The sequence below is a fragment of the Sporomusa rhizae genome (assembly GCF_041428845.1).
In the GTDB taxonomy this organism is placed as follows: Bacteria; Bacillota; Negativicutes; order Sporomusales; family Sporomusaceae; genus Sporomusa; species Sporomusa rhizae.
In genome coordinates this window covers 3,274,666-3,299,627 of record NZ_CP156925.1, presented here as the reverse complement: position 1 = coordinate 3,299,627, position 24,962 = coordinate 3,274,666, and the positions used below count along the sequence as shown (strand labels likewise).

18 protein-coding genes are annotated in these 24,962 nt (G+C 41.6%); 15 read left to right on the top strand and 3 right to left on the bottom strand.

Annotated features, from left to right (window positions below; genetic code table 11):
• Nucleotides 1-67: 67 nt before the first annotated feature.
• The 15 genes from SRRS_RS15570 to SRRS_RS15500 all read left to right on the top strand — a co-directional run bounded on the left by SRRS_RS15570 (nt 68) and on the right by SRRS_RS15500 (nt 20,686).
• Nucleotides 68-325 carry a hypothetical protein gene (locus SRRS_RS15570; protein WP_371361788.1) on the top strand — a complete coding sequence of 86 codons (258 nt, stop codon included), beginning with the start codon at nt 68-70 and terminating at the stop codon, nt 323-325.
• A gap of 108 nt (nt 326-433) precedes the next feature.
• Complete coding sequence (locus SRRS_RS15565) at nt 434-1,069, top strand: hypothetical protein (RefSeq protein ID WP_371361786.1); 636 nt, start codon at nt 434-436, stop codon at nt 1,067-1,069.
• Between the two features lie 245 nt (nt 1,070-1,314).
• Nucleotides 1,315-2,772 carry an MDR family MFS transporter gene (locus SRRS_RS15560; protein ID WP_371361785.1) on the top strand — a complete coding sequence of 486 codons (1,458 nt, stop codon included), beginning with the start codon at nt 1,315-1,317 and terminating at the stop codon, nt 2,770-2,772.
• Nucleotides 2,773-2,883: 111 nt separating this feature from the next.
• The gene (locus tag SRRS_RS15555) at nt 2,884-3,504 is read left to right on the top strand and encodes a TetR/AcrR family transcriptional regulator (protein WP_371361784.1); all 621 of its coding nucleotides are present in this window, start codon (nt 2,884-2,886) and stop codon (nt 3,502-3,504) included.
• A gap of 173 nt (nt 3,505-3,677) precedes the next feature.
• Complete coding sequence (locus SRRS_RS15550; protein ID WP_371361783.1) at nt 3,678-3,881, top strand: hypothetical protein; 204 nt, start codon at nt 3,678-3,680, stop codon at nt 3,879-3,881.
• A 110-nt stretch (nt 3,882-3,991) separates the two neighbouring features.
• Nucleotides 3,992-5,113, top strand: a complete 1,122-nt coding sequence (locus SRRS_RS15545) for an efflux RND transporter periplasmic adaptor subunit (RefSeq protein ID WP_371361781.1) — start codon at nt 3,992-3,994, stop codon at nt 5,111-5,113.
• Entirely contained in the window at nt 5,110-8,202 is a 3,093-nt protein-coding gene (locus SRRS_RS15540; RefSeq protein ID WP_371361779.1) for an efflux RND transporter permease subunit, read from the top strand. Before SRRS_RS15545 ends, SRRS_RS15540 begins: the two co-directional genes overlap by 4 nt.
• 322 nt (nt 8,203-8,524) lie before the next feature.
• Nucleotides 8,525-9,604, top strand: coding sequence for an ureidoglycolate dehydrogenase (allD, locus tag SRRS_RS15535; RefSeq protein ID WP_371361778.1), 1,080 nt, complete (start codon nt 8,525-8,527; stop codon nt 9,602-9,604).
• 1,156 nt (nt 9,605-10,760) lie between these two features.
• Nucleotides 10,761-11,996, top strand: a complete 1,236-nt coding sequence (gene allC / locus SRRS_RS15530) for an allantoate deiminase (RefSeq protein ID WP_371361776.1) — start codon at nt 10,761-10,763, stop codon at nt 11,994-11,996.
• A 73-nt stretch (nt 11,997-12,069) separates the two neighbouring features.
• Complete coding sequence (allB, locus tag SRRS_RS15525) at nt 12,070-13,428, top strand: allantoinase AllB (protein ID WP_371361774.1); 1,359 nt, start codon at nt 12,070-12,072, stop codon at nt 13,426-13,428.
• An 18-nt stretch (nt 13,429-13,446) separates the two neighbouring features.
• Nucleotides 13,447-14,799 carry an allantoinase AllB gene (allB, locus tag SRRS_RS15520; RefSeq protein ID WP_371361773.1) on the top strand — a complete coding sequence of 451 codons (1,353 nt, stop codon included), beginning with the start codon at nt 13,447-13,449 and terminating at the stop codon, nt 14,797-14,799.
• Nucleotides 14,800-14,854: 55 nt separating this feature from the next.
• On the top strand, nt 14,855-16,285 hold the full coding sequence (locus SRRS_RS15515) for an NCS1 family transporter (protein ID WP_371361771.1): 1,431 nt from the start codon (nt 14,855-14,857) through the stop codon (nt 16,283-16,285).
• Between the two features lie 167 nt (nt 16,286-16,452).
• Entirely contained in the window at nt 16,453-18,045 is a 1,593-nt protein-coding gene (locus SRRS_RS15510; RefSeq protein WP_371361769.1) for an L-lactate permease, read from the top strand.
• Between the two features lie 5 nt (nt 18,046-18,050).
• Nucleotides 18,051-18,209, top strand: a complete 159-nt coding sequence (locus tag SRRS_RS15505; RefSeq protein WP_371361768.1) for a hypothetical protein — start codon at nt 18,051-18,053, stop codon at nt 18,207-18,209.
• 413 nt (nt 18,210-18,622) lie between these two features.
• Nucleotides 18,623-20,686: a methyl-accepting chemotaxis protein gene (locus SRRS_RS15500; RefSeq protein WP_371361766.1), complete on the top strand. Its 2,064-nt coding sequence runs from the start codon at nt 18,623-18,625 to the stop codon at nt 20,684-20,686.
• A 97-nt stretch (nt 20,687-20,783) separates the two neighbouring features.
• Here the strand turns inward: SRRS_RS15500 and SRRS_RS15495 are convergent, their stop codons facing one another.
• Genes SRRS_RS15495 through SRRS_RS15485 form a run of 3 tightly spaced genes read right to left on the bottom strand, consistent with a single transcriptional unit; the run spans nt 20,784 to nt 24,878 of the window.
• Nucleotides 20,784-22,400, bottom strand: coding sequence for a PucR family transcriptional regulator (locus SRRS_RS15495; protein WP_371361765.1), 1,617 nt, complete (start codon nt 22,398-22,400; stop codon nt 20,784-20,786).
• Nucleotides 22,397-23,257 (bottom strand): alpha/beta hydrolase, encoded by an 861-nt coding sequence (locus SRRS_RS15490; protein WP_371361764.1) that lies wholly within the window; start codon nt 23,255-23,257, stop codon nt 22,397-22,399. Before SRRS_RS15490 ends, SRRS_RS15495 begins: the two co-directional genes overlap by 4 nt.
• On the bottom strand, nt 23,250-24,878 hold the full coding sequence (locus SRRS_RS15485) for a PucR family transcriptional regulator (RefSeq protein ID WP_371361763.1): 1,629 nt from the start codon (nt 24,876-24,878) through the stop codon (nt 23,250-23,252). Before SRRS_RS15485 ends, SRRS_RS15490 begins: the two co-directional genes overlap by 8 nt.
• Nucleotides 24,879-24,962: the final 84 nt, after the last annotated feature.

Genomic DNA, 24,962 nt, shown 5'->3' with positions numbered 1-24,962 from the left:
TTTTTGTTATACATGTGGTACGATAAAGTTTACAAGTCTAGACCTTTTGTCCAAGGAGGATTCTTACATGTTACCAGTAGAAAAGGCGGCCGTTTTTCTTATGATCATAGGGATGGAAAAAGGTCAGAAAATTATCGAAGTCATGGATAATGGTGAAATTAAAGCTGTTATTTCAGAAATTAAAAACATAAAATCGATATCGCGGGAAATACAGGAAAGTGTTATGACTGAATTTAAAGAACTTGGCTATGAAGAACAAATGAAACCTTCCGACATATTAACAATTATACGTTTTTTGTTTAATGGCAGTAAGATAAGCAAATAAGCTTAGTTAGGTGAAGAAATAGATTGTTCGGATAAGAGGAGATTCTCAACCATGTTCCCACTTATAGCGGCGTGTTTCTCGGAATTCTTATGAAGAGGAGATAAGGCTGTGAATAAAGCAAAGCTAAAAGAAGCCGAAGAAAAGTTTATCATGCAATTTCCTGGTGGATTTTCTAATCCGCAGATGATAGAACTAACGAAAAAACACAAAGTGGAAAAAATGAAAAAAATGGCACAAGATAGTTTTGCGATAGAGCGGTTTGAATTTGCCGATAATATCATAGATTCCATGGGGAAGGTTGTTAGCCAGTCTTCGCTGATTTCTGTTTTTGAAAAACCAAAGTTTAGAGATTTAATTAAAGTCTTGAGTGACAGTGAGAAAGAGCATTTAACCCATGGCCTTAAGGAATTTCTACATGGTGATCAAGCATTTGGCTTTGGGTTGATGACAGGACTACTTCAAGAGTACAAACTGGCAAAATGGCCATTATTAACGATCTATCCTATCTATTACCGGCCAAGTGTGGAAGTTTTCATCAAACCGACCACCGCGAAGGGAATAATAGAGTACTTTGAATTGACGGGAATCAAATACAATTCAACCCCAACCTTTGAATTTTATAAGTCTTATCGAGAACAAATCATGCAGATGAAACAAAAGGTTCATACTTCATTGCAGGTGGATAATGCCGCTTTTTGCGGGTTCCTAATGATGACACTAGAGAACTATTTGCATAAGGATTGAATAAATGTGAAAGAACATGGTACGATTATCTAAAGTCCTTATAGAGCGTGAAATAAACCACCCGCAGGGCCGGGTGGTTTATTCTGCTATAGGGTATCAATCTTTAATAAAATACCTTTTATAACTCAATTCCAAACAGTTTATACTTCTTTATAGAGGAATCTTCGAAACCGAGTCGGGCTACACTGTTAAAGAAATTTTAATAATAATAGAGTCAGATTTAACCAAGAAATCTAGTAGAGGCAGTGATTGGAAGAATGAAATCCAGCCAGTTAAATATAGTTATCGCATTAATGTTAGCAATGTTTTTAGGCGCAGTTGAGGGAACGGTTGTAACTACGGCTATTCCAACTATAGTAAAGGATTTGCAGGGATTTGAATTTATCAGCTTGGTATTTTCGTCCTACTTACTAACTGCAGCAATCTCAACACCTATCTACGGGAAACTGTCAGACTTATATGGAAGAAAAAATGTACTTTCAATCGGAATCATCATTTTTTTAACCGGAAGCCTTTTATGCGGACTATCACAGAGTATGTATATGCTGATTGGCTTCCGGGCAATTCAAGGGGCAGGCGCAGGTTCAATATTTACAGTAACTTATACCATCATCGGCGATATATTTACCCTGGAAGAAAGGCCGAAAATCCAAGGCTTCATAGGTACCGTATGGGGGATTGCCAGCCTTGTGGGTCCGTTTTTGGGAGGAATTTTAGTAGAGATGCTGTCTTGGCATTGGATATTTTTTATAAATATTCCATTTGGAATATTATCTATTATTCTTTTGCAAAAGAATCTAAAGGAAAAATTCACCAAGACAAAGCACAGCATTGATTTTGCAGGGACGATTACTTTATCAGCGGCAATCCTTATATTTTTGAATATCTTCATATCCAGTGAAAATATAGATATTAATCACAATATGTTTATTGCAATATCAGTTCTACTTACGATGATAATGTTAGCTGCTTTCTACAAAATAGAAAGAAAAGCCAAGGAACCGGTTATTCCTTTTGACATTTTTACTAAGACTAGCACTATTGTAAATGCCATAAGTTTTTTAGCTGCGGCTATATTAATAGGAGCCAATGTTTATCTGCCAATATATATACAGAATGTACTAGGTTTTAGTGCTAAAATGTCAGGATTGGCTCTGGCTCCCATGTCGGTTGCATGGTTAATTGCCTCCGTGATTTTGGGGAAGTGCATAATAAAATATGGAGCAAAAACAGCAATACTGATATCTAATGTTATTTTACTTATCAGCACAATCTTGATGCCTACCTTAGGGATAGATTCCTCTTTACTTGTACTCTTACTATATGTTGTCATAATGGGCGTTGGGTTTGGCGGCGCTTTTACTACTTTAACAATAATTGTGCAGGAATCCGTAGAATATAACCAACGAGGCGTTGCCACTGCGACAAATTCACTGCTTAGAACATTAGGGCAAACAATTGGTGTAAGTGTATTTGGAAGTATATTTAATTTATATATATCTAAATACTTCATCGAACTTGGTATAAAAGGTATAGATCCCAGTAATTTATATAAGTCCTCTGCATATACGGTTGCCATTACCAGCGAACAAATAAAGCTTTCTTTACACTATTCTTTACATGCTTTATTTATAATACTCATAGCGATAGCCGCCTTAACTCTGATTTTATCAATAGCAATGCCTAAAATACCAAGGGAATAGTTAAACAGTTGGGAAGTAGACTATAAGTTTGATTGTGATTTAAAAAAATCTTGACTTGAACTGCCAAATTATTCTATAATTTGATTTGAGTCAAATAATGAGGTGATAACAGTGGCTCGACCACCACAAGACCCCCAATTACGTATTACTGAAATTTTAAATGCTGCCGAACCTCTGTTTTATTCAAAAGGTTACCAGGAGACTAGTATTAGTGATATCGTAACAAACATGGGTGTAGCACACGGAACAATCTATTACTATTTTAAATCCAAAGAAGAGATATTAGAGGCGATGATTCAACGGCATCTTTTGACTTTTGTATCAGAAGTTAAAATGAAGATTCGAACTGATAGTATTACTCCAGCATGTAAAATTCAGCTCATAATCCAAATTCTCCTTAAGAGTCTTTATCGAGATAAAAATTTATCATTTGAATTTCTTTATAATGATCGCACAATTCATTTCCTTGATAAGTTAGCGCGTCAAGGAAAACAAGTAACATATCCTTTATTCCTCGAGATTGTTGAAGAAGGGAATCAAAAAAATTGCTTTCAAATACCACATCCACAAGCTGCAGTAAATATCATTCAAGCCATAATAGAGTCTTTGATTAACGAGATTTACGAAAAATCATCAAAAGAGTTGCTCGCACATCAGGTTAAACTGTCAGAAGAGCTAATTGAACGTGTTTTGGGATCGGAACAGGGAACTATAAATATCGTCATTGAATGAGATAGGTAAAACGCTATCCAGTATAATCTGGTGAGCTCTTTTTTTACCAATTAATTGACTGTAATCAATTAATTATGAAGTGTTTAAGTGATCAAAATAAACAACTCCTTTAGAATGCAATTATGGTATTTAGTAGTGGCTTAAAACTAAAATAGTAAGGAGGAATCATTATCATGTATTCGATTATCCAAGGCATTCCCGTTTCGGTAGACTCACCATTATCTCAGGAGCAAATTAGCCAATTAGTTTCCGAAATGAGGAAAGCGTGGATTTGGGAAGGACGAAGCATTGGAAAAATCGAGATTAATAGTATAGATGAAATGCTGCACGTTTATATTTATGAACCCCCGTCCGTTAAGGTTATTCCAAAGATATGAGGAGTTGGTGACTGTGATATCCAGTTAAACAATAAGGAATAAAAAAATAAGTATTGTAAACAATTGGCAGATCGTTGTCTGCCAAAACTTGTTATAAGAGGGGTTAGAAAATGGTAAGAATCAACTTTTTAACTAAGATATCTAAAAAAAAGCTGTATTACGGCTTACTTGCAGTTGGATTAAGTGTAGGTATTATTGGTATTACACTAGCTCAACATAACCGTCCACAAGCAGTAGTCGAAGAAAGTCTAACTGTACGTACTGCTATAGTTGGCGATGTTAACAGGGACATAACTGGTTATACTTATTCAGGGGAAGTCCGTGGTCGCTATGAAAGTCAATTAGCTTTTCAGGTTACTGGAAAAATTATAAAAAGAAATGTTCAACTCGGTACTGCAGTGAATACCGGTGACATATTAATGCAAATTGATTCCAGAGATATTCAACAAACGGTAAACAGCAGTTCAGCCCAAGTAGCTTCTGCCGAATCGCAACTAAAGCTTGCTGAAAGCAATCTGTATCGCTACCGCCAACTCTTAGAGACCGGTGCTATCAGCCGTGCGCAATATGATCAATACGCCAGTTCGTATGAAGTGGCAGTTGCTGGCGTTCGACAAGCTTCTGCCCAGTATGCACAGGGTTCCAATCAATTAGATTATAGTCTTTTGCGGGCCGATAAGCCGGGCGTTGTTTCCAGTATTGTTGCTGAGGCGGGCCAAGTGGTTACTGCCGGACAAATCGTCATTACAGTCGTGCAAGACGGTGAACGCGAGGTAGAAATCAGTGTCCCGGAAAATCGCATAGAAGAATTGCGTAAAGCCGGACAGATTAAAGTTGCTTTTTGGGCTTTGCCTAACGTAACAGTAAATGGCAGTATTAGAGAAATTGCCCCCATGGCAGATCAAACTACCCGTACCTTCAAAGTACGCATTAGCTTACTCAATCCTCCGTCAGAAATAAAATTGGGAATGACAGCTGCTGTAACCATAGACGATAATACGCAGCCAACAATAAATATTCCGTTAACTGCTGTCTATCAAGACGGAAATACCCCTAAAGTCTGGGTGGTAACGGAGAACGTACTCGCATTACAGCCGATTCAAGCCGGTAATATTGGCAACGGAACCATTCAAGTAATCAGCGGCCTTCGGCAAGGGGACCGGATTGTAATTGCAGGGGTACATAAACTCAAAGAAGGGCAAAAGGTAAAATTTGATGGTGATTCGTTATGAATAGCTTCAATTTAACCAAATGGTCCCTTGAGCATAAACACGTCATTTATTTCTTCATCACTCTTTTCTTCCTTGCCGGCATCTTCTCCTATAATAATTTAGGCCGTATGGAAGATCCTGACTTTACTATCAAACAAATGATTGTAACGGTTGCCTGGCCTGGGGCTACTGCTCGCCAAGTAGAAGAGCAAGTTACCGACAAGGTTGAAAAAAAGCTTCAGGATTTGCCTGGTCTTGATTACCTAAAAAGCTATTCTACTCCTGGGTTTAGTGTTATTTACGTCAATCTAAAAGATACGGTGCCCAAGGCTGAAGTTCGAAGCAGGTGGGTAGAAGCCCGCAACATGGTTAATGATATCGCCGGTACACTACCGAATGGAGTCATGCCTCCTCAGTTTAATGACCGGTTTGATGAAGTCTATGGTGTTGTGTATGCCTTAACAGGTGATGGTTATTCTTATGAAGAAATGCGGGAAAAAGCCGAAAAAATTCGTCGCATCCTTCTCGGTACTCCCAGTGTAAAAAAAGTGCAATTACTGGGGGTCCAAACGGAGAAGATCTATATTGAAATAGAAAATAGTAAGCTCGCCCAATTGGGGATCGATCCCAGTTTAATATCGGCTACCCTGCAGACGCAAAATGCTATGTCTGCCGCCGGTATGCTTGAAACGGCTTCTGATAATATGTATTTGCGGGTTACCGGTATCTTTGAGAGCCTTGAAGATCTTCGTGAAACCCCTATTCAAGCAGGCGGACGTACCTTGCGTCTAGGGGATATAGCTAAAATTACTCGTGCTTACGCGGAGCCCAGCGACCCCAAATTTTATTATAATGGTGCTCCGGCCCTGGGAATTTCGCTGGCGATGGAACCGGGTGGAAATATTCTTACCCTTGGCGAAAACCTGGATAAAACAATCAAGCAGATCAAAAAAGAACTGCCGGCAGGACTAGAGCTTCATCAGACGGTCAATCAGCCGAAAGTAGTGGAAACTTCCATTAATGAGTTTGTCAAATCGTTGGCGGAAGCTATCATTATTGTCCTTATTGTAAGCTTTGCCAGTCTTGGCGTGCGTTCCGGCATAATCGTGGCACTATGTATTCCTTTGGTTATTGCGATAGTATTTACCTTCATGAATCTTATGGGTATTGACCTGCAGAGAATATCTCTGGGAGCCCTTATCATTGCATTGGGCCTGTTAGTTGACGATGCAATTATCACTATTGAAACAATGGTTGTTAAATTAGAAGAAGGCTGGAGCAGATTTGATGCAGCTTGTTTTGCCTATACTTCTACTGCATATCCGCGGTTAACCGGTGAGCTTGTTACCGTCGCCGGGTTTATTCCTGTTGGCTTTGCGCCTGGCAGTGCATCTGAATATTGTACTTCTATCTTCTCTGTTGTCGCAATTTCGTTACTCACCTCATGGATCGTCGCCGGTACCGCCACACCATTATTAGGTTACTTATTTATAAAAATTAAGCCCCAAGCCCATGATGAAGAAAAGCATTTACATAACTCAAAATTTTATTTATTGTTTAAGAGAGTTCTAATTTGGTGCTTGGATCACCGCAAACTAGTGTTAACTGCTACCGTGGGATGCTTTTTAGCTTCTATTGGTTTACTGGGATTAGTCAGACAAGAATTTTTCCCTGCATCTACCCGTCCGGAGCTCATCATTCAGTTACAACTACCCGAAGGCGCTACTGTCAAAAGCAGTGATGAAATGGCGCGACAGTTTGCAGAAAAACTAAATGGAGATACATTGATTGATTTCTATACTTATCATGCAGGGGAAGGAGCTCCCCGTTTCGTCTTAAGTTTTGAGCCTACATTCAACAAGACTAACTTTTCCGAGTTTGTTATTGTGGCCAAAGATGCTGTGGCCCGTGACCAATTGCAGGTCAAACTAAACAAACTTTTAAAAGAGGAATTCCCTGATGTTCGGGCCCATAGTAAGGTCATCTCTAATGGCCCTAGCGCTGACTATCCGGTTATGCTGCGTGTGAAAGGTGACGACCACGACAAAGTCCGGGAAATTGCTAAACAGGTTGAAAAAATGATGGCGGCTAATCCCAGTGTAACAAGTACAAATTTAAACTGGTATGAGAAAAGTAAAGTGATACATCTGGAAATTGATCAGGATAAAGCTAGAAAGTTAGGTGTCGCTTCACAATCTCTGGCTACTTCCCTGCAAGCACAGTTATCTGGTGCGCCGATTTCCGAATTTCGGGACCGCGATAAAACCATTAGTATGGTCTTTCGCTTTGATGCCGAGAGTCGTAATGACCCATCTCATCTGAAAGACCTCAACATTCATATTGGCAACGGTAAGTATGTTCCACTTGATCAAATCGCAAAAATAAAGTTTGGTGCAGAAGAAGGGGTGATTTACCGATATAATCTAAAGCCTATGATTATCGTTCAGGCAGAAATTAGACCTGGCTTAACCGGTGACGATATTACGGAACAAGTATATAAGAATCTTGAGGAATTGCGGGCTTCGCTGCCACTTGGCTATAGTATCGAATACGATGGCTCGAAGGAGTCCAGCATCAAAGCTTCCGGGTATATCGCCAAACCTGTACCGGTAATGATCATAGCGATTATGATCCTCTTAATAATTCAACTGCAGAATATCCCTAAAATGGTATTAACATTGCTGACTGCTCCACTTGGTATTATTGGTGTTACCGTTGGACTGTTGCTAACAGGAAAGCCTATGGGCTTTGTCGTGCAGTTGGGGATTTTGGCCCTGGCCGGAATTATTATGCGAAACTCAGTCATTTTGATGGATCAGATTGACCAGCAGCAAGTTGCCGGTGAAACATTATGGGATGCCATTATTAATGCTACTCTTATACGCTTTCGGCCAATATTGCTAACAGCAGCAGCGGCTATCCTGGGAATGATCCCCTTGGTTTCCAGTATATTCTGGGGACCGATGGCGGTAGCCATTGCCGCCGGCCTGTTTGGTGCAACTGTATTGACGCTTTTGGTTTTGCCTACCATGTATGCCGCTTGGTATAAGGTAACTCCTAATCAGAGTTTGCCGAGCACCGGGGAATTAACTACTCAATCGGCTACATAATTAATTTTAAGAGGCTGAAAATGAAATACGAAAGCTAGTTAAATGATTGTTATGCCTTAGATTTATAAAGGATTTGTGGATTTTGGGATGTTTATTGTTCGCCTAAACTAATGTTGAACTGCACCTCCGAACGTTAGGTTTTACTGACATTTGGGGTGCAGTTTACTTTATTTATTTGTTTAAAACAGACAAATCAAGCCGAGTGAATTAGCCTATGTGGATGATGAAAAAAGGGGATAAGAAAAGTACAATTAAGGAGAAGTTGTAAGAAAAGTACGTCAAAACAAAGACGCCAGTAGAATAAAAAGGGGTGTTGTTTATTATGAGTCAACAGGAAATGGTCTTAGTAAACAAAGAAGAATTGCATCAGTTGATTAAGAATAAGGTAATGAAGGCCGGCTTGCCAGAAGATCACGCGCACGAAGTTGCCAATCACTTAACCTATGCAGATAGCAGAGGCGTACATTCCCATGGAGCAGTGCGGGTGGAATATTATTCAGAACGGATTTCCAAGGGTGGCAGCAATGCAAAGCCTAATTTCTCCTTTAGAAAAACAGGACCATGCACAGGTATTTACGAAGGGGACAACGCAGTAGGTATGGTTGTTGCCAAAAACGGTATGATTGAAGCCATAAAAATGGCTAAAGAAAACGGAATCGGTTTTGTCGGTATGCGTGAACTGGGACATTGCGGCACTCTTTCCTATTTCCTGAGAATGGCTACCGAAGAAAATATGATCGCCATGTCCATGTGCCAATCCGACCCGATGGTTGTACCATATGGATCCGCGGATCCATACTTCGGAACAAATCCTATCGGCTTTGCTGCTCCCTGTGCAGGCCGTTCGCCAATTGTTTTCGATATGGCTACTACAGTAGGCGCTTGGGGAAAAATTCTGGATTCCAGAGCGAAAAACAAGGCAATTCCGGAAACCTGGGCGGTAGACAAGATCGGACATCCTACTACTGATCCATTTGCTGTTGCCGGCCTTGTGGCTATTGCCGGTTCCAAGGGCTATGGCTTAATGATGATGGTCGATATTTTGTGTGGATCCTTGTTGGGCGTTCCGTTTGGAAAGCATGTAACTTCTATGTATGCTGATCTTTCTGCCGGACGTGAACTGGGACAGGTTCATCTAGTAATAAATCCAGATTATTTTTCATCTATTGATACATTCAAAAATAATGTGCGTAAAATGGTGGATGAGCTGCATGAACTTCGCCCTGCTGTTGGCTTTGACAGTGTGCTGGTTCCAGGCGAATCTTCAGAAAAGAAAGCTCAGGAATATGAACGCAATGGTATTCCTATTGTAAAAGAAATTTATGATTATCTTGTTAGTGATGATATTCATTTCAACCGCTACGAGGGTAAAAGCGCTTTTGCTTCCGACACATTAGATTAAAGAGAATGTCACGTAAAAAGCCATAACCTTTTGAACGAAAAAGCAGTAAAAAATTGTATGTTTTTACCGTTACGATTTACGTAAAAAGCCCGGAGCCTACGAATGTTTTTCTTTATAGGCTCCAGGGCTTTATTTTTTAGGGTGAAATTCTAAGAGCAGTATATTAAATTTTGCATGAATAGGATAAAAAGACATAGCATTTTTTACCCGCAACTGCCAAAAGACTTACGCGAAAAATGTAGAAGTTTAATAGACAAACATTATTTTATGGTTTTATCCTACTCGCAAAATCGTTGCTGTAAAACTTTCAGAGCAAATGAGTTTAACAAAAAAATAAGGGGGAAATTACGAATGAATAAGCCTAGTTTGAGTCTTATGCCAAAATTAATCCTTCTATTTATTACTATTTGCTTATTCCTAGTTTATGTATAGGCTGGTTTTCGTATAAAATAGCCTATTCCAAGGTAGATGAGGCCATGCTGGAAAAATCAAATGGCAATGTTGTTATGCTTAATCATACCATGTAAGGCATAAAATGGTATCTTGTGCTTCTATTAGTCTATGTATGAATAAGCAAAATGCACAAATATCATTAGCTTTTCTATATTTTTGCCAGGATAGATCAAACGTAAATTCAATAGAATTGCTACAAAAATATACTCACTTTTTTTAAAAAAACATTCATGAAAAAGCGAGTAAAATAAAAAAGCATAGCAAATAAGACAGAGTGAGACCTGTTACAGTCTTCTTAGCATTCAAGATGGGTTTTATTTGTTAATTCATAATATAATGTTAACTAAAAGTATATGCAATGTGCACAGTTGCCACATGTTTATTTTAAAATTATGCACTGGTCGAAAAATGAAAAAATTCAGTACAATTAATTTAAACAAGCAAGTTAACAGGAGTTGTCTTAGTATACAAAACGCAGAGTTGCAACTAAAATATATTAGCGGTAAAGAAACATTCTGAGGGAAAGTTTCTGAAGATTTTTTATAAATCAACTGTTCTTATTGTGACGTATTATGAGACAACCCCGAAAAATGATGTGGAAGTACGACTGAAGGGGGCGGATATTTAACTTTTTTTGCCGCAATAGGATACGGTGTAGGTATAGAGTTAGCATTCGCAATTACAGTTATGACGGAGGGAAACTATGAGTACGTTTGACTTTGGACAGGAAACCGAGAAACTCTTAAAATGGTTAGGCCAATATGGTAAAGACCCAAACGGTGGAGTCTCGCGTTTTCTTTATAAGCCAGAGTGGGTGGAGGCGCAAAAGGCATTAGAGAAGTACATGCAGCAAGCGGGGTTGCTTGTTCAGTATGATGACGTTGGAAATTTGTTTGGACGGTTAGAAGGATCAACATACAAAGATGAGACTATTCTAACAGGTTCACATGTAGATACAGTAAAAAACGGCGGTTTATACGACGGCCAATTTGGCATAATTGCGGGGATTATCGCCCTGGAATTTCTGAAAAAAGAGTTTGGTCAACCGTTGCGTAACATTGAAGTGGTTTCGATGGCCGAGGAGGAAGGAAGCCGATTCCCGTATGTTTACTGGGGTGTAAAGAATATTCTCGGTATTGCCAAACGGGAAGACGTAGAAGGAATGGTTGATTTCGACGGTATACCCTTCACTGAGGCTATGCGTAAAGCGGGCTTTCACTTCCGGCCAGAGGGAAGTATAGTACGAAACGATATAAAAGCCTTTTTGGAAGTTCATGTTGAGCAAGGGGGTGTGTTAGAGACTGAGAAAAAATCAGTTGGGGTTGTACAGCACATCGTCGGCCAACGGCGTTTTACCGTGGAGCTTACCGGTGAAGCCAACCATGCCGGTACAACACCAATGGGGTATCGTAAAGACGCACTCAAAGCAGCTAGCCGCATTATCTGCTCTATTATGGATTTGGCTGAACACTACGGTGATCCTCTGGTGGCTACGGTTGGCAAATTAGAAACCACGCCTAATATAGTAAACGTTGTTCCTGGCAAGGTATTATTTACACTTGATATCCGTCATACCCATAAAGATGTTTTGGTTAGCTTTAGTGATGAAGTCACTGCCAAAATGAGGGAAATTGCAGTAAATACCGGGGTTGGGATTGAGATTGATATGTGGATGGATGCTGCCCCGGTTCCTATGGATACAGGCATCGTAGATGTGCTAAAACGGCAATGCGAAAAAAATGGATTGAGTTATAAAATGATGCATAGTGGGGCAGGACATGATTCCCAGGTTATGGCGCCGAGAATACCGACAGCCATGTTGTTTGTGCCAAGTCACAAAGGTCTCAGTCATTCGCCACTAGAATACACCGATCCCTGTGACTTGGGAGAAGGAGTAAAGGCTCTTGTGGGAGCGCTGTATGAATTGGCTTATAAATAAAAGGAACGGACAGAGCTAACGTGTACCCTCTGTCACAGGACAGATCAAGATATTAGTAAGGGGAGGTCTTACAGTGTTTAATCTGGTTATTAAAAACGGCAGGGTTGTAACTTCAGACAGAGTTTTTGAGGCAAGTATCTGTATTAACGATGGCACCATTGCAGCCATCGTTGAACCGGGGACTGTTGTTGAGGCCGAGAAAGTTATTGATGCTAAAGGGAACTACGTTTTTCCAGGTGCAATTGACAGTCACGCCCATCTTAACGATCCTGGCTACAACTGGCGCGAGGATTATGCTCATGGTACGGCTGCGGCCGGAGTTGGGGGCTTTACCACGATTGTTGATATGCCCCTGCAGAATGAACCTGCGTTGACTGACGGCAAAATCTTTGAAAAGAAGCTGGCGCATGTTGCTCCCAATGCTTATGTGGACTACTGCTTCTGGGGAGGACTTGTTGATTACAATTTAGGTAGCCTCAAGGAACTTGATGAAAAAGGTTGCGTTGCCTTTAAGTCATTTATCGGTCCTGTTTCTCCCGATTATGTGTCTCTTACTATTGGACAAGCCAAAGAAGCTATGGAAATCTTGAAAAGTGTGGGTGCCCGTGCCGGTTTTCACTGCGAAGATTACTCCATAATCAAATGGGAAGAAGCCAGAGCCAAGCGTAAGGAAAAGAACGACTGGCAGGATTTCCTCGATTCCAGACCGGTAATTGCTGAATTTGTGGCAACTAGGAACATTATCGACCTGGCCCGGGAACTTGATGCCAAAGTTCATATCTGTCATGTCAGCCATCCCAGCGTGGCGAAGATTATACGGGATGCCCAGCTTGAAGGTGTGGATGTTACCGGTGAAACCTGCGGACATTACCTCGCATTTACTGATCAGGATGTAATTAAGAACGGCAGTTTATTCAAATGTGCACCGCCATTAAGGGAAGCTCAGGCTGTCGAGAAAATGTGGGAGTATGTAAACAACGGAACATTAAGCTGCGTTGGTTCAGACCACTCACCCTGCGAACTCAGTGAAAAAAGTGAAGCAGCTCACGGCGTCTTTGGTGCCTGGGGCGGCATCAGCGGTATCCAGAATACCATGCAGGTAGTTTTCAGCGAAGGTGTCAAAAAGAGAGGCTATTGTCCGACAATCCTGGCAAGATCACTGAGCGAAGGGCCGGCAAAAGTATTTGGGATATATGGCAAAAAAGGTGCCATTGAAGTAGGCTTTGACGCCGACCTTGTTATTCTCGATCCGGAAAAAGAATGGGAAATTACCCCGGAATCCCTGTACTATGTTAATAAAATTTCTGCCTTTGTAGGTTTAAAAGGTGTGGGATTACCTGTGTGCACACTAGTCAGAGGACAAGTTATAGCAGAAAACGGCAAGCTGGTTGGACAGAAAGGCTTTGGTAAGTTTGTAGGAAAAATAAAATAAATAAGGAGGGAATTTACCTTGAGCAAACGTTATGATGTAATCATTCGAAACGGAATGCTGGTTTGTCCTGATGGCGTAAAACAGGCAGATGTCGGTGTTTGTGATGAAAAAATTGTGGAGATTGCCCCTGAAATAGCCGGGGAGGCGAAAGAAACAATTGATGCAACAGGCAAACACGTATTTCCCGGGCTGACAGACGGTCACGTGCATTTTAATGATCCAGGCCGCACCGAATGGGAAACTATCGCAACCGGCAGCTCTGCTTTGGCAGCCGGCGGTGGCGTGGCCTACTTTGATATGCCGCTTAACTGCAGTCCATGTACACTTGATGCCAAAAACTTTAAGGCTAAACTGGCGGTGGCACAAAAGGACTCGTTGGTTGATTACGCTTTTTGGGGCGGCTTTACCCCGAAAAACCTGGATAAACTGGAAGAATTGGCTGAGTGCGGTGTAATCGGGTTTAAAGCGTTTTCCTGCTTCAGCGGTATTGACGAATTTGAAAGAGCGGATGATTACACGGCACTTGTGGGTATGGAAAAGTTAGCCAAGTTGGGATTACCATTGATGGTTCATTGTGAAAATGCAGAAATCACAAGAGATCTAACATCACTGGCTTTGGCAAATAATAAGACAACCGTTCGGGATTACTTTGCAGCTCGGCCGCCGATTACCGAAATCGAAAACGTTTCCCGCATGATAGCCTTCGCTGAGGAGACTGGCTGCAAATTAATCATTGCTCATATCAGTACGGCCAAGACAGTTGAACTAGTTAGCCAAGCCAGAAGCAGAGGTGTTGATGTTTGCTGCGAGACAATTGGTCATTATTTAATTCTTACCGATGACGATGTTGAACGGCTGGGAACGGTGGCTAAATGCTCACCACCTATTCGTGATGCGAACAATCAAACCAAGATGTGGGCCAAACTACTGAACGACGAAATCGCCTTTGTTTCCTCCGACCATTCGCCCTGTGACCCAAAACTGAAGAACGGAGAATTTTTAAAGGTTTGGGGCGGAATATCGGCTTGCCAAACGACATTATCAGGGTTGTTGACACATGCCTACCATGACCGCAAAGTTCCTCTTGCCGATATCGCTAGGCTGACTGCCCAAAATGTAAACGAAATATTTAAGATTCAAGGCAAGGGTAAAATTGCGGTAGGCTATGATGCCGACTTTGCTCTGGTAGACTTGGAGCAAGCCTTTACCTTAGAAGCTGAGAATCTATTTTACCTGCACAAAGTCAGCCCGTATGTCGGGGACCGCTTCCGTGGCACAGTAACTCAGACAATTCTCAGGGGCACAACTGTATTTAAGGGTGGCAAGATTATTTCCAAGCCTATTGGCAAACATTTGAGACCTAATATTTAAGCCGATTGTTCTTAATAGTAAGGAAATAAATGAGAGGGAAGGTGTGATTTTGCAAATGAGTGAAAATTTGGAAAATAATAACACTAAAACGGCGGAGTTTCAACATGGCACAGGAGTGGATGAATCCCTCATCCCCAAATCAGCCACAGCCAGAACAGTAGGTCCAATTGATTACATGTTTATGTGGTTAGGTGATGGTGTTAACCTAGGCAATATGACACTGGGATCAAGCTTGGTTGTCGCCGGTGTCGCAACCCTAAACATCTTTCAGACCTTTGTAGCAGCAATTATTGCCATTGGTATCATCTCAACCGTTTTTTCATTAAATGACAGGCTGGGCTATCGAACAGGGGTACCCTATGTGGTGCAACTCAGGATGTCCTTCGGTATAAAAGGATGTGTCATTTCTTCCTTGTTGCGCGGGATTCCTGCTATCATCTGGTACGGTTTTCAAAGCTGGATTGGTGGTACGGCATTAAATGAGATTGCCAAGATTGTCACGGGTGGCAGCTTTGATAATATCTTTGCTTGCTTTATAGTGCTTCAATTGGTACAGATAGTTCTTTCTCTCTATGGTTTTCATGCCATTAAATGGGTTGAATCCGTTATATCTACGGTTATAATGCTGGCCCTTCTTTATGTGTTTATCGTTCTGCTCAACTCCCATAGTGCAGTTATTGCTGAAAAATGGGTGCATGCTAAAGGCACATGGGGTCTACCGTTCTTTGCCTTCATCATGATGTTTATGGGTAATTATGCAGCAATCTTTTTGAGCGCGGCAGACTATTCAAGAGAATTAAAAACCGGAATTAGTGACGGCAAACGCGGAATGTTATACTTTTTCCCAATAGCATTAGCTTATGGATCCGTATTGTGTATCGGGGCAATGCTTGCTTCAACAACCGGCATATCCAATCCGGTAAAAGCGTTTGCGATAGTCGTTAATAACGATTATATTACCTTCCTTGTATCGGCGTTTATTGTTATGGGTGCTGTTGCCGTAAATATGGTTGCTAATATTATTCCTCCAACCTACGTAATTACCTTAATTACAAAATTGAAATATAAAGTAGCTGTTACCATATCGGGCTTACTTGCTTTAGGTGCATGTCCTTGGGTACTTGTGCAAGATTCCTCGGCCGAGGGACTCGGATTGTTCATCCTGATTTACTCTGCTTTCTTAGGACCGATTGTTTCCATCTTGTTAATTGAGTATTATGTTTTAAGAAAACAAAAGGTAAATATTGCCGATTTATACAAGGAAGACGGTCAGTTTGCCGGTTATAATCCTTGCGGGATTATTGCCATGTTGATCGGTGCCGGTGCCGCTTTTATGAAAGTAGAGCTGGCCTGGATTATTGGTTTCGTGGTCGCGGGTATTTCCTACTATCTGCTAATGAAGTATACGTATAAGGGCTCTAGTTTCAAAAAAGGTACAATATTCGAGGAAAAGAATGCGGACCTGGTGTCACAAGCGAATTTGTAAAACCATTATTTCTAATATCGCTTTTCTCAAATATTAACCAGAATCCTGCGGCAACATTCACCGTTGCCGCAGGATTATCGAGAATCAGTTGTAAAGGCACCGCACGGTTGCTTTAAAAAAAGCACTGGTGGCATTGCTAAAACATTATAAGATTAGGAGGGGGCACTATGTCGATAAATATAGGACAGTGGTTTGCTACCCTGGTGCCGATACTTGTATTACTAGTGTTGTTGCTTTACTGTAAATGGGGTGGCGATGAGGCGGCATCGGCCGGCTTGTTATTCTCCATACTCATCGCCTATTTCGTTTTTGGCGGCGGCATAGATATGATTGCTTTGGCTGTTGCTAAGGGAATGTGGTACTCGTTATCAATCATTTTGGTAGTATTTCCTGCGTTAATTATCTATGAAGTTTCACGGGAATCCGGGGCTTTTGCCGTAATTCGGGTGGGGATGCAGCGTTTTACACCTGACAAGGTCCTGCAAGTTCTGGCGGTTGGCTGGATTTTTGTTGGTTTCCTCCAGGGAATTACTGGTTTTGGCGTTCCGGTAGTTGTTGTAGCGCCACTGTTAATCGGTATGGGTGTGAAGCCGTTAACAGCGGTACTCATAACTCTGCTGGGCCAGGCATGGGGTAATACCTTCGGGACTTTGGGGTTAGCTTGGGATGGATTAATTAGTCAGGTGGAAATTAGTGATCCATTGACTATGAATAGGGCAATTATCTGGACTACCGCCATGTTAGGTATTATCAATCTCATTGTCGGGCTGCTGATAGCCGGCTTGGCCGGAGGTTCCCGGGGCGTTAGACGTAACGCCGTTACTGTACTCTTGCTGGGAGTATTGCAAGGTGCAGGACAAATGTGGCTGGCCTTACTGAATCCCATGCTTTGCAACTTTGTTGTTGCCTCCCTATCTCTGGGAGTGATTTTTGTCATCGGCAGGCTGGATTACTATCGCCAACCAATGGAGCTGTTTGATCCGGCTGAAGAAAAAGTGGATAATACACCAATTGGCAGTAAGATGACTATTCAGCAGGCGTTTATTCCGTATTTGTTTTTGATTATCATTGCCGTTGTAGTGTTATTGAACAACAGCATAAAGGACTATCTCGGGCAATGGAAGCTTTCATTAGCCTTTGCCGGAAAAACGACAGCATTAGGCTTTGAAACTCACAGCTATTCGGCTTATGCACCGCTTGCACCGCTTATTCACTCCGGCGCATTCCTGTTCTTGGCTGCTATTATTGGCTATATTTGCTATACACGGTGGGGCTATATACAAGCAGGCGGTATAGAGCGCATTTTAAAAAACTCTCTCAGCAAGACAATACCTTCAGCCATTGCCGTAATTGGTTTGATTGCTATGTCCAAGGTTATGGATGAGACAGGACAGACAACGGTACTGGCCCAGGGAGTCGCCGATGTGACTGGCGGCATCTACCCGATACTCTCGCCATTTATCGGGCTGTTAGGTACCTTTATGACTAGCAGCAATCTATCCTCTAACATATTATTCGGCGGTTTCCAACAAAAAGTCGCCTTGATGCTGCAGATCGATAAAGTTCCTTTGCTGGCGGCTCAGACTGTCGGCGGTGCTATTGGCAGTATTATTGCGCCCAGTAAGATATTGTTAGGGACAACAACTGCCGGAATTTTAGGACAGGAAGGCATTGTTATCAGAAAGGTCTTAGGGGGAGCGCTACTGCTTTGCGCGATATTTGGAGCAGTAGTATTTGCCTCATATCATTTCGGGTGGTGAGAAAAATGCAACAGATAGTGGCACTCTTGCCGGTATTTATTCTCTTTGCTTTTCCGTTGCTATACTTTGGTGGTCACTCAAGTAGTGTTGCCGGATCTGCAGCTGGGATATTGGTTTTATTTCTGGGAATGTCGGGGCCGCTTATTAAGCGCATAATTAAATAAAAGACCTAATAATGCAAAAAACGGTACCAAATGGTATGTATCATACAAGGGAGCAGGATGTGACGAAAAGTTATATCCTGTTTCTTCGTCATTAACGAGGTATGCAGGGGCTGTTTATTGACGGACTCGGTGACATATTCGCTTTTCCAATAAGAGGGTACTTCGATTATACTTGTGCTTCTTATTGTGCATTATGCACAGGAAGCTTTGGTTTTCTTTGTTGCTATGCACTGGTAGGTAACGAAATATTCAGAGTAAAATGAAAATAGTATCTATCTACGTTGAAAGCGTAAAAGAATTCGCAAAGTAATTATGATTTCAGTGTAGCCAGATCACTAGAGACATAGGCCGGTTAGGCAGATCTCTATCGAACGCACAATAGCCGAAATAGTGGAAGTGAAGGAGGTATAGTAATGTCCGGTAGTATGCAAACTAAAAAGTGTAAGTCGAGAATATTAGGGACAATTGCCAAGAAATCTGCGGTAATCTTATTGATCGTCATGAGTGTCTTTCTGTTAGCAGCCGGAATCTTTATTAAATCTTATACGGAAAAAGCTTTCATAAAGAATATTGAAGACAGTATGAATGCCAAAAGTCTAGGTGTTGCCAACCAGGTAAATGCTTTCTTTAGTGAAAAGGGAGTGCTGGTTAGGGAAATTACAACAAACCAAGCGATTGTCAATTATTTAAAGACCGCCGGTTCACGGGAGGAAGCATTAAGCAACCCATATTATGCCGATGTAATAAAATCGCTAGAGGCAATAAAAAGAACCGATAAAGATGTTGCCATGGTGTGGGTGTCCAGCGAAAAAGGCAATTTCTTAGCTGGCACAGGCAATGTTCTATCAAAACCGGATTTCAATCTGCATGAGCGGCCCTGGTATAAACCGGTTATAGCCGCCGACGGCGTTTATTATACCGATCCTTATATGGATCAGGTGTTTGGCAAAGTAATTCTGAGTGTAATGATTCAAATCAAAGACGGCCAGAATGTATTAGGTATTGTGGCTATTGACTTATTTTTAGATGCTTTGCCTGAAATAATGAAGTCTTATAAAATCGGAGAATCCGGTTATGCAATTCTACTGGCCCCGGACGGTACAATTATCTACCATCCCAATGAACAATATGTGGTTAAGGAAAAACTGACAGCAATGCCTGGTTTGCTAGGCATAATCGGCAAGAAAATGGTCGCAGGTGAAACCGGCTTGCAGACCGCAGTCATTGATAATGAAGAACAATACATCTGCTATGCCCCTGTGCCTAATGCCAAATGGTCGATAGCTACCGTTACGGCCAAAAAGGAAATATTTAAACAAGTAAATGAGTTTTTTAGTGAAATTACTATTTATTTTGTGATTGCAATTCTTGTATTAGTAGGTTTGATGTACTTTGTACTACAGTATATGTTAAAAAAACTGCCGTACTTGTCTACGATGATTAACACAATTGGCACTGGTGATTTAACTCCCCGTCTAAGTATTGAGTCCCATGACGAACTGGGAACAATAGCCCGCGAAATGAATAAAATGTTGGACTCTATCTGTCATATCATCGGCAAAGTACATACAGAGGCGGAAAAACTGGCGGTTTCCAGTGAAGAGCTTTCTATTAGCGTTAGTCAGTCAGCGCAGGCTGCCAACCAGGTAGCTACCTCTATAACCCAGGTAGCTGGTGGCACGGAAAACCAAGTAATAGTTGTTGATAATACTGCTCACGTTGTTGAACATATGTCAGATGGAATCAGGTATGTGGCCAACTGTACTGATCAGGTAGCAGAATCTTCCGCGCAAGCGGCCGAGAAGGCGAAAGCGGGTGCCCTTTCTATTGAAAAGGCGGTAAGGCAAATGCTGATGGTAGAGCAAACTGTCAATAGTTCTGCCGGTGTTGTTACTAAACTTGGCGAGCGGTCAAAAGAAATAGGGCAGATTGTAGACACAATCTCGGGAATTGCCAGTCAGACGAATCTATTGGCCCTAAACGCCGCGATAGAAGCTGCCAGGGCTGGCGAGCAAGGGCGTGGTTTTGCCGTAGTGGCGGAAGAAGTTCGCAAGCTTGCCGAGCAGTCACAGGACGCGGCCAAGAGGATAGCTGAGCTGATTAGCGAAATTCAGGGTGAGACTAATGACGCTGTTGTCGCTATGGATAGAGGTACGCAAGAGGTTAAGGTGGGAACAGAGGTCGTGAATACTGCAGGCTCGGCCTTCGGAGATATTGCGGAAATAGTAACTCACGTATCCGGTCAGGTAACGGAAATTACGGCTGCTATTCACCGGGTTGTAAGTGACAGCCAGCAAATTGTGACAGCTGTAAGGGAAATAAATGATCTCAGCAAAGAGGCAGCCGGCGAAGCCCAGACTATCTCGGCGGCCATCGAAGAACAATCGGCCTCAATGCAGCAGATGGAAATAGCCAGTAAAGGGCTTGCGGAGATTGCTCAGAGTCTTAAGGAAGTTATCAGTTCATTCAAAGTGTAGTATCTGTAGGATATTTTCATGAGTGTCTGATTAAAAGCCAATAACCCACTTAAACAAGAGGTTTAAGTGGGTTATTTACTAAGTTAAAACACAGCCCTTATGATTCGGAAAGCAGCAGCGCAAGCCGAAGCTGCAAAGAAAAATCCGGGTTGGATAAAGGCGTGTCTAATATTTCATTTAATCTGGCGATCCGGTATTTTACGGTGTTGCGGTGGATATAGAGGGCTCGGGCCGTTTCGGCGATGTCGCCCTGGCAATCTAAGTAGGCCTGGAGTGTTTGCCGAAGGATTACCTGAGTTTCCTGCTCAGGGTAAGCCAGAGATTTTAACACGCAGGTACAGAAGTGGCGGGCATGTTCCTGCGGGACAAAGCGCAAAAGTTCCGAAACCCCCTGGGAATAATAGGTGCGGAAAAATGCTATCTTGCCCTCCTTCCTGCTTTGATGGTAAATTTCTTCTGCTTCAATCCGCGAGAATGCCACAGCCTGGAGAGTATTAACCGGATTTCCTGCCGCACAGGAAATTGAAACAGAGAGATATGTGGTCATTTGATTTCTAATGAAAGCAATAGCGCTTTCTAAGTTCTCTACAGGCCTTTGTAAGAGTACCATAATTGTTTCGCTTTTCTGGCAAGAGAACAAAATAGCAGCTCGGCCTAGAATTTCAATATGACGTTCCAGCCAATCATACACAAGCGAATACAGATCAGACCGAGTAGGATTTTTGTCTTCTATTAACTCATCGATTCCTACAATCAAAAACCGGTAATAATCGGAAGAAATTAAACCAAGGTCGGTACCCTGCTCGAGAAAAACTGCGGTGTCAACAGTACTCGTGTTGTGAGTTAGCCGCCGCACAAAATCCTCCCGCATTCTCCGTTGCAGTTCTCTGAGTTTCTGATTTTTATAAAGGGAGAAAGCGGTAGCAGCGGCAGTCTGCTCAATTACAAGATAGGAGAAAGGATAAGGGATTTTTTCTTTTTCCAATATGATAAGCAAATGGGGATAGACAGAAGCGGCCCAAACGGGAAAAATCCATGCGGTAAACGGACGGGGGGCCTGAATATAGAGCGACGAGGGTATGGCTGCCGAAGGCGAGTTTTTAAATTTATCGTTGTCTTTTATAGCGGCCAACGCCTGCTTCATTTCGCTTGTTTTCTTACCCAGCGGCAGCGAGGTATCGACTATCTCAAAAAAGGGGTCTGTTAAAAATACTGTCTGGCGGATTGTTCGGCTAAGATGGGCAAGGATGGTAGAAATCGGGGTATCCTTGACTAGCATATGAGAATATTCACGTTGGACTTTCAAAGCGCTCAACAACTGTTCGTTTTCCACATTCCAGAGGTAGGAGAGGAGCTGATGGCAAGTTATTCCCAGCGTCCAGGAAACCGGGACCTGAAGCAGGGGAAATCGAAGCTTATCGGCAGTTTCGAGAATAGAAGGATCGAGTTCGTCGATAAAACGGCCCAGCTTCACGCAGACTCCGGCAATAGGGACACGGTTTAAAGCCTCGATCATCCGGCAGAAGCCGGCCGGATCATCTTTAAAGGCCATGCCGGTTGTTATTAGCAGAGAATGGGGTTTGATAAAGTTGGTAATGTCCGGAGTCTCCGAGATGTCGGCACTGTCCACTTTGCGGGACAAATCGGCAGACTGGTTTAGAAGAGTCATTTGTGAGAAGGGCGCGTTTTCTAAAAGTTCTGCAATAGAAGTCATATTCTATCTTCCAGCCATTCTATTATTTCTTCATACGCTAATCTTCCTGACTCATCGTTTAGATCTCTGTCAAAGTCGTGGACTTCTCTGTAGATGGTTATCAGGTGTGAATTCGGAATCAACTTAAGTAGAGACTTGCTCATCCGATATGGTACATCGGGGTCTAAGGTGGACGCTGCCAAAATTGTCGGCGGAAAAGACCTAAGCGTATCGTCAGTTAATGAGTATTTCGACAGATCTTCTGGTCCACAGAGGTATTTTGTCCATGTTCCTTCCTGTCGGGCCTTTATGTAGAGGGAAAATCTTGAATCCATAGGGCCATAGGTTATCGGGTAGCCTGCGATAATTTTCTCAATGCTTTCATCCGGTACTCCGGCTAACTTGTTGTAATGCTTGCTTGGGGTGTTAAATTGAATTTCACTAAGATTTGTGTAGCCATAAAGGCTTATGATTGCTGCTGGCAGTAGGGCTTTGTTTTTCATTAACCTGTCACAAAGCATAAAAGAGAGATAGGCTCCAGCCGATCTGCCAAATAACACATATTTATTATTATTTAACTTAAACACATTATCCGCATTTTTTAAAAAGAAGGAAAGTAGGTCGTGCGCTGACTTTAGAATCAGGTCCAATTTTGCTTCCGGTGCCAGAGGATAATCTAACGCCAAAAAATCATAGCCTGAGTTCAAGAATTTATTTATATAAAGTTCGGGCAAGTCGTCTCTTACACCATAAAGTAGTCCGCCGCCATGAAAATAGATGATCGTTACATTTTTTCTATTATATTTTGCCCTGTGTAGGTTTGCACTCAGTTTTATATTTTCTTCTGTTACTAAGCTGAAAATTTCTACTTCATTCATTATTTTTTCTCCCGTCAATCAATTTAAACAGTCTGGAGGCTATTTGAATTTGCAGTAGTTCCTCCGGGTCCGCAAAATCTACATTGAGCACATTTTTTATCTTGTCAATTCGATATCTTACTGTTTTAGGGTGAAGAAACAGTTTTTCAGAGGTGAGGATATAGTTTTGGTTTGTATCGAGAAAAGTTTGTAGAGTCTCAAATAGCAGTGGATACTGTTGCCTGAAGTTAGCCAGCCGGGGAGATATGAACTTCTTAAGATCGCTCAGGTTGTTTGAATCCAGGAACAGTTTGTAAATTCCCAGCTCTTCATACGGCAATATATTATTTGAATTGCGGAATAGCCTTAGTATCTTTTCTGTGTCCAAAACTTCCCTGTTTGCTTGGGGGATGTTAAGTTTTTCCACTTTCGAGCTGATGCTCACATTGTAATAGAAATCTTTAAACACATTGTTTTGAACCAAGGCCTTCATTATTTTTTCGATAGAGGACGGAGTAAGCCCGGATTTACCATCGCTATAATTAAGTATAAACACCACTACATCCAATTTTTCCAGGAAAACGATATCTTTGAAACTGGCTCTAAATTTGAGTCTAATTTGCCTTAGTGTTTGGGGCATAAGGTCTTTGTCTATATTTTTTTTCTCGTCCCGCGGATAAAGTTTTATAAGCATTACTTGATAGTACTTATGTTTGCTTATAGTAAGGGACTCCAGCACCTCGTCTATATCTTTTTTCTCGTAAAGCCGATCATTGAGTAAGTCGCTGATAATATTGTTTTTTTGTTGAAATAGATTTTGCGAGATTACATACTTTTTCAATAATTCCATTTGCAAAAATTTAACGCCGTTTTCTATTACCATGAAATCTTCTGAACTAACTTGTTCCGGCAGTTCATGGATAACCAGTTCATAGTCATCATAGCCGAGATGCGGTATATGGACTCTAATCTGCTGGCCGGTTATTTTGGGATTAGTGCTATTATAGGTCACATCTTTACGTTCATATCTGAAATGCACATACTTTTCGGTTAAAACTTCACTTGCACCCATTACTGTCACGTCAGAGAGTTCCGGGTTTGTGCTAATTTCAACCCCCTTTGTTGAGTTAATAAGGCTTACATCGCGCAGAATCATTTTTTTAAATTCATATAATATCTCGTCCATTGACGGCATTTTCAACGCCAGTTTGGTCAGCTCGCTATGAACTTCATAGTACTTGTTTAGCAGGTTCATATTTTCATTGATTATTGGTCCTAATATTTCGAGAATTATCGATTCATATTTTACATCCTTGTTAATTTGGATTAAAGGAATTACATGCTTGTCACAAAGCTCAATTATTTTATTTGGTATATGAGTAACCAGTCTGTCGATTTTAATTATGACCGCACTAATGCCGATGTTGTGGAGCTTTTCAAAAAATGCTTCCAGCTCACACTCGCTCAAATTGTGCAGGGCAAAGAAACTGGTGAGGATAACTTCACCATGACGTCCCCAGTTCGCTATATCAGTTGCCTCAAGTACATTGACACCCGTTATGTCGTTTAAAATTCCGTTTTCACCGGCTATTAATTTTGCTCCATACAATGTTTGCATTTTTAATATGTCTTTGATATTCATGTTAATACTCCTTTATCCTCATGGTATAAAAAAAGCGATATTTTTATAATTTTTATACCAATGATAATACAAAAAAATAATGCT